General features: G+C 73.9%; 12 protein-coding genes. 11 read left to right on the top strand and 1 reads right to left on the bottom strand.

All coding sequences use genetic code 11. From position 1 onward, the window contains the following. Positions 1 to 155: 155 nt before the first annotated feature. A complete protein-coding gene (locus ACFYX4_RS37105) occupies positions 156 to 2,351 on the top strand; it encodes a primosomal protein N' (protein ID WP_389343453.1) in 2,196 nt (731 codons plus the stop codon). 37 nt (positions 2,352 to 2,388) lie between these two features. On the opposite strand, the gene ACFYX4_RS37100 is transcribed toward ACFYX4_RS37105, so the two are convergent. Beyond that, positions 2,389 to 2,982 carry a hypothetical protein gene (locus ACFYX4_RS37100; protein ID WP_389343450.1) on the bottom strand — a complete coding sequence of 198 codons (594 nt, stop codon included), beginning with the start codon at positions 2,980 to 2,982 and terminating at the stop codon, positions 2,389 to 2,391. A 298-nt stretch (positions 2,983 to 3,280) separates the two neighbouring features. On the opposite strand from ACFYX4_RS37100, the gene fmt reads away from it, so the two are divergent. From fmt to ACFYX4_RS37050, 10 genes are all read left to right on the top strand, one after another. After that, complete coding sequence (gene fmt, locus ACFYX4_RS37095) at positions 3,281 to 4,213, top strand: methionyl-tRNA formyltransferase (protein ID WP_389343447.1); 933 nt, start codon at positions 3,281 to 3,283, stop codon at positions 4,211 to 4,213. Positions 4,214 to 4,339: 126 nt separating this feature from the next. After that, positions 4,340 to 5,758, top strand: coding sequence for an RsmB/NOP family class I SAM-dependent RNA methyltransferase (locus tag ACFYX4_RS37090; protein WP_389343444.1), 1,419 nt, complete (start codon positions 4,340 to 4,342; stop codon positions 5,756 to 5,758). A gap of 110 nt (positions 5,759 to 5,868) precedes the next feature. Further along, complete coding sequence (gene rpe / locus ACFYX4_RS37085) at positions 5,869 to 6,555, top strand: ribulose-phosphate 3-epimerase (RefSeq protein ID WP_389343441.1); 687 nt, start codon at positions 5,869 to 5,871, stop codon at positions 6,553 to 6,555. Positions 6,556 to 6,632: 77 nt separating this feature from the next. Continuing rightward, entirely contained in the window at positions 6,633 to 7,676 is a 1,044-nt protein-coding gene (locus tag ACFYX4_RS37080) for a sugar-binding transcriptional regulator (RefSeq protein ID WP_389343438.1), read from the top strand. Between the two features lie 79 nt (positions 7,677 to 7,755). Continuing rightward, positions 7,756 to 8,061, top strand: a complete 306-nt coding sequence (locus tag ACFYX4_RS37075; RefSeq protein WP_389343435.1) for a barstar family protein — start codon at positions 7,756 to 7,758, stop codon at positions 8,059 to 8,061. Positions 8,062 to 8,191: 130 nt separating this feature from the next. Next, the gene (locus ACFYX4_RS37070) at positions 8,192 to 9,631 is read left to right on the top strand and encodes a GuaB1 family IMP dehydrogenase-related protein (RefSeq protein WP_389343465.1); all 1,440 of its coding nucleotides are present in this window, start codon (positions 8,192 to 8,194) and stop codon (positions 9,629 to 9,631) included. Between the two features lie 323 nt (positions 9,632 to 9,954). Next, the gene (locus ACFYX4_RS37065; RefSeq protein WP_389343432.1) at positions 9,955 to 11,442 is read left to right on the top strand and encodes an amino acid permease; all 1,488 of its coding nucleotides are present in this window, start codon (positions 9,955 to 9,957) and stop codon (positions 11,440 to 11,442) included. A 10-nt stretch (positions 11,443 to 11,452) separates the two neighbouring features. Continuing rightward, the gene (locus ACFYX4_RS37060) at positions 11,453 to 11,905 is read left to right on the top strand and encodes an Lrp/AsnC family transcriptional regulator (protein ID WP_389343429.1); all 453 of its coding nucleotides are present in this window, start codon (positions 11,453 to 11,455) and stop codon (positions 11,903 to 11,905) included. A gap of 154 nt (positions 11,906 to 12,059) precedes the next feature. Further along, positions 12,060 to 13,490, top strand: coding sequence for an MFS transporter (locus ACFYX4_RS37055; protein ID WP_389343426.1), 1,431 nt, complete (start codon positions 12,060 to 12,062; stop codon positions 13,488 to 13,490). Between the two features lie 166 nt (positions 13,491 to 13,656). After that, positions 13,657 to 14,445, top strand: a complete 789-nt coding sequence (locus tag ACFYX4_RS37050) for a carbon-nitrogen hydrolase family protein (protein WP_389343423.1) — start codon at positions 13,657 to 13,659, stop codon at positions 14,443 to 14,445. The last annotated feature ends 50 nt before the right edge of the window (positions 14,446 to 14,495 follow it).

Here is a 14,495-nt window from a genome sequence, read left to right as displayed (position 1 = left end):
ACCCGCACCAGCCCCCTGACAGCACTCCGCCCCGCCGCACAGCGACGGGGCGAAGCAACCAGGCCCGAATAAACCAACAGCATCCCCCTCGGGGGGCCGGGCCTCGGCGTGTGCGTGGGCCTCGGCTGTCGGTGGCGTTTGGTAAGAATGCAAGCGTGAGCAGCGAGAACGAGCAGGGGGACGGCGGCGGGGCCGGGGAGGCCGCGCCGCCGGAGCAGCTCGCGCTGATCCGGGAGAGCGTGCGCGCGGCGAAGGTCCCGCGGGCGAAGCCGCGCACCTGGCGGGGGGCCGCCCTGGCCGGGGAGCTGCCGGTCGCGCGGGTGCTCGTCGACAAGGGCGTGCTGCATCTCGACCGGTACTTCGACTACGCGGTGCCGGCCGAGCTGGACGCCGAGGCGCAGCCGGGCGTGCGGGTGCGGGTGCGGTTCGGCGCCGGGCGCGGGCGGGTGCGTGAGGGCCGGCGTGAGGGCGGAGGGCTCATCGACGGTTTCCTCGTCGAGCGGCTCGCCGAGTCCGACTACTCAGGTCCGCTGGCCGCCCTCGCCCAGGTGGTGTCGCCCGAGCCGGTGCTGAGCCCGGAGCTGCTGGGACTGGCGCGGGCCGTCGCCGACCGCTACGCGGGAAGCCTCGCCGATGTGCTGCAACTGGCCGTGCCGCCGCGCAGCGCCCGCGCCGAGCAGCGGCCCTCGCCCGAGCCGCTGCCGCCGCCCGCGCCGCCCACGGCCGGTTCCTGGGCGCGCTACGAGCACGGGCCCGCCTTCCTGGAGGCGCTGGCCTCGGGCGCGTCCCCGCGTGCCGTGTGGAACGCGCTGCCCGGCCCCGAGTGGAGCGAGGAGCTCGCGCGGGCCGTCGCCGCGACGCTGGCCTCGGGGCGCGGCGCGCTCGTCGTCGTACCGGACGGGCGGGCCGCCGCGCGGGTGGACGCCGCGCTGACCGTCGTGCTGGGGGAGGGGCGGCACGCTCTGCTGACCGCCGACGCCGGGCCGGAGAAGCGCTACCGGGAGTGGCTCGCCGTGCGGCGGGGGGCCGTACGGGCCGTCGTCGGGACGCGGGCCGCCATGTTCGCCCCGGTGCGCGACCTCGGGCTGGTGGCGGTCTGGGACGACGGCGACGACAGCCACAGCGAGCAGCACGCTCCGCAGCCCCACGCGCGCGATGTGCTGCTGCTGCGGGCCGCGCAGGACAAGTGCGGCTTTCTGATGGGGGGTTGGAGCTGCACGGTGGAGGGCGCCCAGCTCGTCGAGAGCGGGTGGGCGCGGCCCGTTGCCGCCGGGCGGGAGCAGGTGCGGCGTGCGGCTCCGCTGGTGCGGACGGTGGGCGACCAGGATCTCGCGCGGGACGAGGCCGCGCGGGCCGCCCGGCTGCCGACGCTCGCCTGGCAGGCGGTACGGGAGGGGCTGCGGCTCGGGCCGGTGCTGGTGCAGGTGCCGCGCCGGGGGTACGTGCCGCGCATGGCGTGCGCCGCCTGCCGGGCGCCGGCCCGCTGCCGGCACTGCTCGGGGCCGTTGGAGGCGCGGGACGGCGGTGCGCCGGTGTGCGGCTGGTGCGGGCGCGAGGAGGGCGCGTGGCACTGCCCGGAGTGCGGGGGCTTCCGGCTGCGGGCGCAGGTCGTGGGCGCGCGGCGGACCGCCGAGGAGCTGGGGCGGGCGTTTCCGGCCGTGCCGGTGCGCACCTCGGGGCGGGAGCATGTGCTGGACACCGTGCCGGGGACGCCCGCGCTCGTGGTGAGCACGCCGGGCGCCGAGCCCGTCGCCGAGGGCGGGTACGCGGCGGCGCTGCTGCTGGACGGCTGGGCCATGCTCGGCCGGCCCGATCTGCGGGCCGGGGAGGACGCGCTGCGGCGATGGATCGCGGCGGCCTCGCTGGTACGGCCGCAGGGGGACGGGGGGAGCGTGGTCGTCGTCGCCGAGCCGACCCTGCGGCCCGTGCAGGCCCTGGTCCGCTGGGATCCCGCCGGACACGCCGTACGGGAGCTGGCCGAGCGGGCCGAGCTGGGCTTCCCGCCGGTGTCGCGGATGGCGGCGGTGACGGGGCCGGAGGAGGCGGTGGCGGCGTTCCTGAGGGCCGTGGAGCTGCCTTTGGAGGCCGAGGTGCTGGGCCCCGTGCCGGTGGCTCCGACCCCGGCGGGACGGCCGCGGCGGCCCGGGTCGCCCCCGCCCGGCGAACACTGGGAGCGGGCGCTGATCCGGGTCCCGCCGGGCCGGGGCGCCGCACTGGCCCTTGCCCTGAAGACCGCGCAGGCGGCCCGGATGGCACGCGGCGGGGGAGGCGGCGGGAACGGGGGCGGGGCCGCCGGGGGCGGGGGCGGCTCGCCGGTCTGGGTGCGGATCGATCCGCCGGACATCGGCTGAGGGGCCCGACGGGGTAGTCCCGCGGAGGGGGAGCGGGTCAGCCGTTCCGGGGGCCGGGGAAGGCTGTCGGTCTTGCCTCGTCGCGCAGGGACGGGCTGCCCGCCGTCGGCTGGGTCGGCATGGAGCGGGCCGCCGGGACCGTCGGGATCGGGACCGCGGGGATGCCGGCGCCCACGCTGAGCGTGCGGGCGACCGACGGATCCGCCGCCCTCTCGGGCTCAGCGGTGGCGGTGGCGGTGGCCGTCGCGGTGGCGGCGGCAGTGGCGGTGGCCGTCTGGGCGGCGGCGCGGCGGGCGCCGTAGCGGCGGTGCACCGCCTGCTTGGTGACGCCGAGCGCGGAGCCGACCGCGTCCCACGAGAAGCCGAGCGAGCGGTCGAAGTCCACCGCCGCGGTCACCAGGGTCTCCACGCTGTCCCGCAACTCCTGGGCGAGGCGGACCGTGGGGGCGGGGGCGCGTCCGTAGACGACGAAGCCCGTGGACGGGCCGGAGCGGCGGGGGCGGTAGACGTTGCCGAGCTGGGCGGTGAGGGTGCGGAGGGCGTCCACCTGGCGGCGGACCCGCTCGATGTCCCGCACCAGCAAGTGCAGGCTGGCCCGGGCCTGGGCGTCGTGGGTTGCGTGGTCGGCCATGAACAAGCCTCTCGAACCGGCGTTGGGGTCAACTCTTTCTTGACCAACGCGGGTTTGCTCCGCTGGTCACGGTGTGGGGGCGTATGGGCATATGCGTACGCCCCCTGGGGAGGGGTGTGCGCGGCTCGGCCTTCGGCCGTCGCCCTGTTCGTCTCCCACCCGCGCACCGCTCGTGGCGGTTGGTTGAAGGGGGAACGTTTCCTGTGGGGGCTGAGCGCCGTCGGCGGCCTTTCCCATGTGGGCCAATAAACTTGTGCGTTGCCCGTCGTTCGATCCCTCCGAGAGGCCCGTCCCACCTATGAAGCTCGTCTTCGCCGGCACCCCCGAGGTCGCCGTTCCCGCTCTGGACGCCCTGATCGCCTCCGGGCGGCACGAGGTGGCCGCCGTCGTCACGCGGCCCGACGCTCCGGCGGGGCGGGGACGGCGGCTCGTCGCGTCCCCCGTGGCCCAGCGTGCCGAGGAGTCCGGCATCGAGGTGCTGAAGCCGGTCCGGCCGCGGGAGCCGGAGTTCCTGGAGCGGCTCAAGGAGATCGCGCCGGACTGCTGTCCCGTCGTCGCCTACGGCGCCCTGCTGCCCAAGGCGGCCCTCGACATCCCGGCGCGCGGCTGGGTCAACCTGCACTTCTCGCTGCTGCCCGCCTGGCGCGGGGCCGCGCCCGTGCAGCACGCCCTCATGGCGGGCGACCAGATCACCGGGGCCTCCACCTTCCTCATCGAGGAGGGGCTCGACTCCGGGCCCGTCTACGGGACGGTGACGGAGGAGGTCCGCGCCACCGACACCAGCGGTGACCTGCTGACCCGGCTCGCCTTCGCGGGCTCCGGGCTGCTCGCGGCGACCATGGACGGCATCGAGGACGGCACGCTGAAGGCCGTACCGCAGCCCCAGGACGGCATCACCCTCGCCCCGAAGATCACCGCCGAGGACGCCCGGGTCGACTGGGCCGCGCCGGCGCTGCGCGTCGACCGGGTCGTACGGGGGTGCACGCCCGCGCCCGGCGCCTGGACCGTCTTCCGGGGCGAGCGGCTCAAGCTGATCCAGGTGCGGCCGGTCCCGGGACACGACGACCTCGCCCCGGGCGCGCTCGCCGTCGGCAAGAACAGCGTGCACGTCGGCACCGGTTCGTACGCCGTCGAGCTGCTGTGGGTGCAGGCCCAGGGCAAGAAGCCGATGCGCGCGGCGGACTGGGCGCGGGGCGCGCGCATCGGCGAGGGGGAGCGCGTCGGGGAATGAGCCGGAGCGCGGTGGGGGAGTGAGCCGGGGCGCGGGGCAGGGGAGCGGGGCGGGGGAGTGAGGGGGCGCGTTCGTGCCGCGTAGGCTGGACGCGAATGTCTACCCGTGATCCGGAGCACCTTTTTCGTGAGTGAACAGCCTCGCCGTCCCCGTCCCGGCGGCAAGCCCTACCGTCGTCCCAAGAAGGATCCCGTCCGCATGCTCGCCTTCGAGGCGCTGCGGGCCGTGGACGAGCGGGACGCGTACGCCAACCTCGTGCTGCCGCCGCTGCTGCGCAAGGCGCGCGAGGGCGGGGACTTCGACGGGCGGGACGCCGCGCTGGCCACCGAGCTGGTGTACGGGACGCTGCGGCGGCAGGGGACGTACGACGCCGTCATCGCGGCCTGCGTCGACCGGCCGCTCCGGGAGGTCGACCCGCCGGTGCTGGACGTGCTCAGCCTTGGTGCGCACCAGCTGCTCGGGACGCGGATCCCGACCCACGCCGCCGTGTCCGCCTCCGTCGAGCTGGCCCGGGTCGTGCTCGGCGACGGGCGGGCCAAGTTCGTCAACGCCGTGCTGCGCAAGGTCGCCCAGCACGACCTCGACACCTGGGTCGAGCAGATCGCGCCGCCCTACGACGAGGATCCCGAGGACCACCTCGCCGTCGTCCACTCGCACCCCCGGTGGGTCGTCTCCGCGCTGTGGGACTCCCTCGGCGGCGGCCGCAACGGCATCGAGGACCTGCTGGAGGCCGACAACGAGCGGCCCGAGGTGACCCTCGTCGCCCGGCCGGGGCGCGCCACCGTCGACGAGCTGCTGCGCGAGGAGGCCGCCGAGCCGGGGCGCTGGTCGCCGTACGCCGTGCGGCTCACCGAGGGCGGCGAGCCCGGGGCCGTCGACGCCGTACGCGAGCAGCGGGCCGGCGTGCAGGACGAGGGGAGCCAGCTGGTGGCGCTCGCGCTCGCCGCCGCGCCCCTCGACGGGCCCGACGAGCGCTGGCTCGACGGATGCGCCGGGCCCGGCGGCAAGGCCGCGCTGCTGGCCGCCCTCGCGGCCGAGCGGGGCGCGACGCTGCTCGCCTCCGAGAAGCAGCCGCACCGCGCCGGCCTGGTCGCGAAGGCCCTGGCCGGCAACCCCGGGCCCTACCAGGTGATCGCCGCCGACGGGACGCGCCCGCCGTGGCGGCCCGGCTCCTTCGACCGCGTCCTGATGGACGTGCCCTGCACCGGCCTCGGCGCGCTGCGCCGCCGCCCCGAGGCGCGCTGGCGCCGCCGTCCCGAGGATCTGGACGGCTTCGCGCCCCTCCAGCGCGGGCTGCTGCGCACCGCGCTGGAAGCCGTGCGCGTCGGCGGCGTCGTCGGCTACGCCACCTGCTCGCCGCACCTCGCCGAGACCCGCGCCGTCGTCGCCGACATCCTCAAGCAGCACCCCGAGGCCGAGCTGATCGACGCCCGCCCGCTGCTGCCGGGCGTGCCGGCCCTCGGCGACGGCCCGGACATCCAGCTCTGGCCCCACATGCACGGCACCGACGCGATGTACCTGGCCCTCCTCCGCCGCACCGCCTGACGCCGGAGGGCAGCGGTGCCCTGAAGGGGCGCGGGCCCCCCGGGGTCCGGAACGCTAACCGGAACCGGACCGATGCCGCCAACCCCCGGAGGGCATGGCAGGCTTGGGTCATGGCCGCGCAGATCAACCCCAGCATCCTGTCCGCCGACTTCGCCCGCCTCTCGGACGAGGCCCAGGCGGTCGCCGGAGCCGACTGGCTCCACGTCGACGTGATGGACAACCATTTCGTCCCGAACCTCACGCTCGGCGTGCCGGTGGTGGAGTCGCTGGCCCGCGCGACGGACACCCCGCTGGACTGCCATCTGATGATCGAGGAGCCCGACCGCTGGGCCCCGCAGTACGTCGAGGCGGGCGCTTCTTCCGTCACCTTCCACGTGGAGGCGGCCGCCGCGCCTGTGCGTCTCGCCCGGGAGATCCGGGCCAAGGGCGCCCGGGCCTCCATGGCGCTGCGGCCCGCGACGCCGATCGAGCCGTACGAGGATCTGCTGCCCGAGCTGGACATGCTGCTGATCATGACGGTGGAGCCGGGCTTCGGGGGGCAGGCGTTCCTCGACATCATGCTCCCCAAGATCCGCCGCACCAGGGAGCTGATCGGCAAGCACGGCCTTCAGCTGTGGCTCCAGGTCGACGGCGGGGTCTCGGCCGCCACGATCGAGCGGTGCGCGGACGCCGGCGCGGACGTCTTCGTGGCAGGGTCGGCGGTGTACGGGGCCGAGGACCCCGCCGAAGCGGTACGTGCACTACGCACGCAGGCGGACGCGGCCACCGCCAAGGCCTCGTGGGCGTGCGACCACTGAGCCACAGCTACATGAACGGCTCCCATCAGGACTGATCAAGTGCGCCGGATCTGCAAGGATGAACGGCGAATCCAAGTGTGAACAGCAGTGAGGAGATCGCCGTGTCGGGTATGTCGGCGGGCCGGTCAGCCATGCGGATGGGACCCGCTGAGCTGGTGCAGGCGGCGGCCATGGCCCGCCGCTTCTACCTCGAGGGCAAGTCCAAGATCCAGATCGCGGAGGAGTTCGGCGTCAGCCGCTTCAAGGTGGCCCGGGTCCTGGAAACCGCTCTCGAACGGGATCTCGTGCGCATCGAGATCCGCGTGCCGGCCGAGCTGGACGCCGAGCGCTCCGACGCGCTCCGCGCCCGCTACGGCCTCAGGCACGCAGTGGTGGTCGAGTCCCCGGCCGACGTCGAGGAGTCGCCCGACCCCGAGAACCTGGGGGAAGTGGCCGCCGACCTGCTCGGCGAACTGGTGAACGAGGGGGACGTCCTGGGCCTGGCCTGGGGCCGCTCCACCATCCACATGGCGGCGGCGCTGGACCGGCTGCCGCCCTGCACGGTGGTGCAGCTGACGGGCGTGTACGACGCCGGGACCGCCGAGCGCGGCTCGGTCGAGGCCGTCCGCCGCGCCGCCCAGGTGTCCGGCGGCGACGCGCACCCCATCTACGCGCCGATGCTGCTGCCGGACGCGGCCACCGCGGAGGCGCTGCGCCACCAGACCGGGATCGCCCGGGCCTTCGAGTACTTCGACAAGGTCACGGTCGCCTGCGTCTCCATCGGCTCCTGGGAGCCGGGCATCTCCACGGTGCACGACATGCTCAGCGACGAGGAACGCGGCCACTACGCCTCGTTCGGCGTCGCCGCCGAGATGTCCGCGCACCTCTTCGACACCGACGGCCGCCGGGTCGGGCGCGACCTCGGCGAGCGGTGCATCACGGTCAAGGCCGACCAGCTGCGCCGGGTGCCCGAGGTCGTCGCTATAGCGGGCGGGCAGCGCAAGGCGGCGGCGATCGACGCGGTGCTGCGGTCCGGGCTCGTCACCAGCCTGGTGACGGACACCGCGGCCGCGGACTACCTGATGACCGCCGGACCGACCCCGAAGCCGGCCCTCAACCGGGCCGACCCGGACGGGAACTGACGTAACGTCAGAAGGGAGGGGACGGCCGCACGGGCCGTCCCCGGAGCCGGAACCACGACTCGTGCAGGGCGGTGGCTGGATGACGGATCACGTGCTCACGCTGGACCTCGACGGCGTCCAGGACAAGGCGGACCTGATGGACCGCTGCGTCCGGGACCTGGAGCTGTCCGACCGGTTCGGGCGCAACTGGGACGCCCTCTCCGACAGCCTCGCCGGCCTCCCCGACCGGCCCGACGTCGAGGGCCTGCTCGTCGTCGTACGGAACTGGCAGGCGTACGCGAAGGCGCGGCCGGAGGAGTGGGAGATCGCGCAGGAGGTGTTCTCCTCGGCCGTGGACCACGTGCCCGCGCTCTCCGTGGTGCTGGCCCTCGGACGATCCTCCTAGGCGCCCGCGGTCCTCCTGGAGGATCCGACCGGGCACCGCATTCCGGGCCGCGTGGGAGAATGAAGTACGTGCTTCTCCCCCTGGCTGACCTGCCCGGGGGTCACCTCTGAACGACTGGGATGTGCAGCACGTGCGTTTCCTCAACGACATCCAGCCCGCCCACGACCTGACCTACGACGACGTCTTCATGGTGCCGAGCCGCAGCGCCGTGGGATCGCGGCAGGCCGTGGACCTCAGCTCCCCGGACGGCACGGGCACCACGATCCCGCTGGTCGTCGCCAACATGACCGCCGTCGCCGGCCGCCGGATGGCCGAGACCGTGGCCCGGCGCGGTGGGCTCGTCGTCATACCGCAGGACATCCCCATCGACGTCGTCACCGACGTCATCTCCTGGGTGAAGAGCCGCCATCTGGTCCTCGACACCCCGATCGTCCTCGCCCCGCACCAGACCGTCGCCGACGCGCTGGCCCTGCTGCCCAAGCGGGCGCACGACGCGGGCGTCGTCGTGGACGAGGACGGCCGCCCGGTCGGCGTCGTCACCGACGCGGACCTCACCGGCGTGGACCGCTTCACCCAGCTCAGCGAGGTCATGTCCCGGGATCTGCTGCTCCTGGACGCCGACATCGACCCGCGCGAGGCCTTCCACACCCTCGACCACCACAACCGGCGCTACGCCCCCGCCGTCGACTCCGAGGGCAAGCTCGCCGGCATCCTCTCCCGCCGGGGCGCGCTGCGCGCCACGCTGTACACGCCGGCCACCGACGCCGAGGGCCGGCTGCGGATCGCCGCCGCCGTCGGGATCAACGGCGACTTCGCCGAGAAGGCCAAGCTGCTGCTGGACGCTGGCGTGGACACCCTCGTCATCGACACGGCCCACGGCCACCAGGAGTCGATGATCAATGCCATCCGGCTGGTGCGCGACCTGGACCCGCGGGTGCCGATCGTCGCGGGCAACATCGTCTCCGCCGAGGGCGTCAAGGACCTGATCGAGGCCGGTGCCGACATCATCAAGGTCGGCGTCGGACCGGGCGCCATGTGCACCACGCGCATGATGACCGGCGTGGGCCGGCCTCAGTTCTCGGCGGTCCTGGAGTGCGCCGCCGAAGCGCGCAGGCACGGCAAGCACGTGTGGGCCGACGGCGGCGTCCGCCACCCGCGCGACGTGGCGATGGCCCTCGCGGCCGGCGCGTCCAACGTGATGATCGGCTCCTGGTTCGCGGGCACCTACGAGTCCCCCGGCGACCTCCAGCACGACGCGAACGGCCGTGCCTACAAGGAGTCCTTCGGCATGGCCTCCGCGCGCGCGGTGCGCAACCGCACCGCCGAGGAGTCGTCCTACGACCGCGCCCGCAAGGCGCTCTTCGAGGAGGGCATCTCCACCTCCCGCATGTTCCTCGACCCGGCCCGCCCGGGCGTCGAGGACCTGATCGACTCGATCATCGCGGGCGTCCGCTCCTCCTGCACCTACGCCGGCGCGGGCTCCCTGGAGGAGTTCGCGGAGAAGGCCGTCATCGGCGTTCAGAGCGCGGCGGGTTACGCGGAGGGCAAGCCGCTGCACGCCAGCTGGTAGCTCTGCTGGTAAGGCCGGATTTCGGGTGCGGGGCGGCTGTGGCGGGTCGCGCCCACGCGGCGGAGCCGCACATTGATACGGCCCCGCGCCCCTTCGGCGCGGGCCGCTCGGACGCCCCGCAATGAATGTGCGACCTCGTCGCCATGAACGCAACGATTTTGCGTGTGTGCGCATGGTTGCTGCATTACACCTGCGACGTCCCTGCTCATAGGGTCGTGCGCTGTACGTGGCGTGGCGGGGACCCCGCTCGGTGGGTTCCTGTGTGCGCAGGCATGTCCGCCGGTCCCCCTCGCGTCGAGAGGCACCGACGAAGGAGTCAGCGCGTGCTCGACCAAGGCGCACCCTTGAAGGACCGCCCCCAGGCCGTCCCGCCGTCCGCGGGGCCGGTCGCCCGGCTGATGCGGCGCAAACCCGTGGAACGCCTGGTCGCCGAGGGCGGGCAGGGCGAGGGAGGGGCTCTGCGGCGCTCCCTCGGGCTCTGGCAGCTCACCATGATCAGCATCGGTGCGACGCTCGGCACCGGCATCTTCGTCGTCCTCGGCGAGGCGGTGCCGAAGGCCGGTCCCGCCGTCACCCTCTCCTTCGTGATCGCCGGACTCACGGCGCTCTTCTCGGCCCTGTCCTACGCCGAGCTGGCGGGCGCGATCCCGGTCGCCGGGTCCTCGTACTCGTACGCGTACGCAACGATGGGCGAGCTGATCGCCTGGATCTGCGGCTGGTGCCTGGTCCTGGAGTACGGGGTGTCGGTGGCCGCCGTCGCCGTCGGCTGGGGCGAGTACCTCAACGAACTGCTCGACGGGACCCTCGGCGTGACCATCCCGGCCGCGCTGTCCGCCCCGCCCGGCGACGGGGGAGTGTTCAACCTGCCCGCCCTGATCGTCGTCCTGCTCGCCATGGCGTTCCTGCTCGGCGGGGCCCGGGAGTCCGCCCGCGCCAACACCGTCATGGTCGTCGTGAAGATCGGCGCGCTGGTGCTGTTCTGCGCGATCGGGATCCAGGGCTTCCGCTCCGGCAACTACGAGAACTTCATGCCGCTCGGCATGGCGGGCGTCAGCGCGGCCGGGGCGACGCTCTTCTTCTCGTACATCGGCTTCGACGCCGCCTCCACCGCCGGTGAGGAGGCGAAGAACGCGCAGCGCGACCTGCCCCGCGCGATCATGCTCTCGCTGGTCATCGTGACGGCGCTGTACGTCCTCGTCGCCGCCGTCGCCGTGGGCGCCCGCCCCTGGCAGGGCTTCAACGACTCCGAGGCCGCGCTCGCCCAGATCATGCGCGACGTCACCGGACAGACCTTCTGGGGCACCCTGCTGGCGTTCTGCGCCGTCGTCGCCATCGCCAGCGTCGTCCTGACCGTGCTCTACGGCCAGACCCGCGTCCTGTTCGCGATGTCCCGCGACGGACTTGTGCCCAAGGTGTTCTCCCGTGTCCACCCCAAGACCGGCACGCCCCGCGCCAACACGCTGATCGTCTCCCTGTTCTGCGGCGTCCTGGCCGCGGCCGTCCCGCTCGGCCAGCTCGCCGACGCCACCAGCATCGGCACCCTCTTCGCCTTCGCGCTGGTCAACGTCGCCGTCGTGGTGCTGCGCCGGACGCGCCCGGAGATGCCCCGCACCTTCCGCGTGCCGCTGTCGCCGCTGCTGCCCGCGCTGGGCTTCGCCTTCTGCGTCTGGATGATGGGCAGCCTGTCCACGGTCACCTGGGCGGTCTTCGGAGTCTGGATGGCCGTCGGGCTCGTGTTCTACTTCGTGTACGGCTACCGCCGCTCCCGTCTCGCACCGCCAGCAGCGTCTGCTGCGTCAGAAGTGAAGTGAACCAACCGCCGTGCTGAACGATCTCGACGAACGCATCGTGCACGCCCTCGCCGAGGACGCCCGCCGCTCCTTCGCGGACATCGGGCAACTGGTCGGCCTCTCCGCCCCCGCCGTGAAGCGGCGCGTGGACCGGCTGCGCGCCACCGGGGCGATCACGGGCTTCACCGTCCGCGTCGACCCGGCGGCCCTCGGCTGGAAGACCGAGGGGTTCGTCGAGATCCACTGCCGCCGCAACACCTCCCCGGAGACCATCCAGCGGGGCCTCGAGCGCTACCAGGAGGTCGTCGCCGCCTCCACCGTCACCGGGGAAGCGGACGCGATCGCCCAGGTCTTCGCCGCCGACATGCGCCACTTCGAGCGGGTGCTGGAGCGGATCGCGGGGGAGCCGTTCGTCGAGCGGACCAAGTCCGTGCTGGTGCTGTCGCCGCTGCTGAGGCGGTTCTCGTCGGGGTCGCCCACCTGACGCTGCCCCCGCTTTCTCGCTGGGCAGCGGGGCGGGAGCTGTCTACCATCGGTGCCATGACCTGGCGACATTGATCCACCCGCCGTGCCTCCCGAGGGCCGCCTCGGACGCCGTACATCCGACGTCCGAACCGCGCCCCTTACGGGAAGGCCCCATGACACTCACTCCCGCACGTGTGCCCGTCGCCGGCGTCCGGCGCCTGACGGCCACGCTGTACGGTTACGCGTTCCTCGACGAGTTCGTCCTGCTCTACCCGGTGTACGCGCTGCTGTTCGCCGACACCGGGCTGTCCGTCTGGCAGATGTCCTCGCTGTTCGTCCTGTGGTCGGCGACCGGCGTGCTGCTGGAGGTCCCCTCCGGCGCGTGGGCGGACGCCGTCTCCCGCCGCGCGTTGCTGTGGCTCGGCCCGCTGCTCGGCGCGGCCGGCTTCGCGCTGTGGGTACTCGTCCCGTCCTACTGGGCCTTCGCCCTCGGCTTCGTCCTGTGGGGAGCGCGCGGCGCGCTGGCCTCCGGGGCGCTGGAGGCCCTGGTCTACGAGGAGTTGGAACGACTCGGCGCGGCGTCCCGCTACGCCCGGATCATGGGCCGCGCCCACGCGGCCGGCCAGGCCGCTGCGATGACGGCGATGGCCCTGTCCGGCCCGGTCTTCGCGGCATACGGCTACCCGGCGGTCGGCGCAGCCAGCGTCCTGGCCTGCCTGCTGTGCGCCGGGGTGGCGACGAGGTTTCCGGAACATCGGGGGGTGGGGCCGGGTGCAGCAGTGGCTGTGGGGGGTGGTGGTGGCGATGGCGGTGGCCGGGGTGGTGGCTGCGACGGTGGCGACCAGGAGGGTAGCGGTGGCGGTGGCCGCGGGCGGGGCCGGGGTGGTGGCGACCTTGGCGGTAGCGGCAGGGGCAGCGGTGACGGTGAGGGCGGTGGTCATGGCTCTGGCGCTCACGGGGTCGGCCGAGGGGATGGCGATGCCGGCGGGCCCTCCGGTGGCGGAGATGTAGGCAACGGCCTCGGCTGGGTTGCCGTTCTGCGGGCCGGGGTCGGTGAGGCACGACGTGATCGCTCCGTGCGCGGAGCCCTGTTGCTCGTCCCGGCCGTCGCGGCGGTCTGGGGCGCGCTCGACGAGTACACCCCGCTGCTGGCCCGGGACACCGGGGTGGCGGACGCGACCGTCCCCTACCTGCTGGTGCTGATCTGGGCCGGGGTCACGGCCGGCAGCCTGCTCGCCGGTCCCGCCGAACGCCTGGGCCGGAAGGGGCTCGCGGCCCTGCTCACGGCGTCCGCGCTCGCCCTGGCCGTCGGCGCGGGAGCCGGGACACCGGCCGGCATCGCGCTGGTGGCCGTCGCCTTCGGCGGCTTCCAGCTGGCGACCGTGCTGGCCGACGTGCGACTCCAGCAACGTATCGAGGGCACCGGCCGAGCCACCCTCACCTCGCTCGCGGGCCTGGCCACCGACCTGACCACCATCACCGTCTACGCCACCTACGCGACCGCCCTCACCCCCACCGACACCCACGCGGGCGCGTTCGTGCTGTACACGGTGCCGTACCTCGTGACGGCGGGGGTGCTGGCGCTGCGCCGGTTACGCCCCTAGGGCGGCGGGGGAGCGGTCGGGCGTGCAACGAATCGTCGTTCAGGCCGGGATCGACGCAACGAACCGCTCGGCAGCGCGCAACAGCTGCTTCTTGTTCCGTCCCGGGCGGCGACCGTACCTTCTACGTGGCCCCCACAACCACCCTCCGTCCCGGTGAGGATCACGCATGCGCACCGCCCTGCTCCAGAGCTCCGGCCGTCCCGGCTCGGTCGCCGAGAACCTCAAGGTGCTCGACGAGGCCGCGGCGCGGGCCGCCGCCGCGGGCGCGGAGCTGCTCGTCGCGCCGGAGATGTTCCTCACCGGGTACGCGATCGGCGACGACATCGCCCGCCTCGCCGAGCCCGCCGACGGCGACTCGGCCGACGCGATCGCCGAGACGGCCGGCCGGCACGGGCTCGCGGTGGCGTACGGCTACCCGGAGCGCGAGGGCGACACGGTGTACAACTCCGTCCAGCTGATCTCCGCCGACGGCGTCCGTCTCGCCGGCTACCGCAAGACCCACCTCTTCGGCTGCTTCGAGCGCGACCACTTCACCCCCGGTGAGCGCCAGGTCGTCCAGGCCGAGCTGAACGGCCTCACCGTGGGCCTGCTGATCTGCTACGACGTCGAGTTCCCGGAGAACGTCCGCGCCCATGCCCTGGCCGGCACCGACCTCCTGCTGGTGCCGACGGCGCAGATGCACCCCTTCCAGTTCGTCGCCGAGTCGATGATCCCGGTGCGCGCCTTCGAGAACCAGATGTACGTCGCGTACGTCAACCGGGTCGGCACGGAAGGGGAGTTCGAGTTCGTCGGGCTCTCCACGCTGGCCGGCCCCGACGGCGTAGCCCGCACCCGCGCCGGCCGCGACGAACAGCTGGTGTTCGCCGACGTCGACCCCGTCTTCCTGGCCGCCTCCCGCGAGGCGAACCCCTATCTCCAGGACCGCCGCCCCGGCCTCTACGGGTCACTGGTCTGATCCGCGCCCTTCCGCCGCCCCTCCGCTTCCCCACCGCTTCACCTTTGTCG

This window comes from Streptomyces sp. NPDC002328 (assembly GCF_042890065.1).
In the GTDB taxonomy this organism is placed as follows: Bacteria; Actinomycetota; Actinomycetes; order Streptomycetales; family Streptomycetaceae; genus Streptomyces.
Note: the sequence above shows the minus strand (reverse complement) of the source record. Positions and strands in the feature narration are given on the sequence as shown.

Coding starts and splice junctions, on each gene's coding strand:
- rpe (WP_389343441.1), top strand. CDS start 5,869: ATGGCCGCGCAGATCAACCCCAGCATCCTGTCCGCCGACTTCGCCCGC.
- ACFYX4_RS37055 (WP_389343426.1), top strand. CDS start 12,060: ATGACACTCACTCCCGCACGTGTGCCCGTCGCCGGCGTCCGGCGCCTG.
- ACFYX4_RS37100 (WP_389343450.1), bottom strand. CDS start 2,982: ATGGCCGACCACGCAACCCACGACGCCCAGGCCCGGGCCAGCCTGCAC.
- fmt (WP_389343447.1), top strand. CDS start 3,281: ATGAAGCTCGTCTTCGCCGGCACCCCCGAGGTCGCCGTTCCCGCTCTG.
- ACFYX4_RS37050 (WP_389343423.1), top strand. CDS start 13,657: ATGCGCACCGCCCTGCTCCAGAGCTCCGGCCGTCCCGGCTCGGTCGCC.
- ACFYX4_RS37075 (WP_389343435.1), top strand. CDS start 7,756: ATGACGGATCACGTGCTCACGCTGGACCTCGACGGCGTCCAGGACAAG.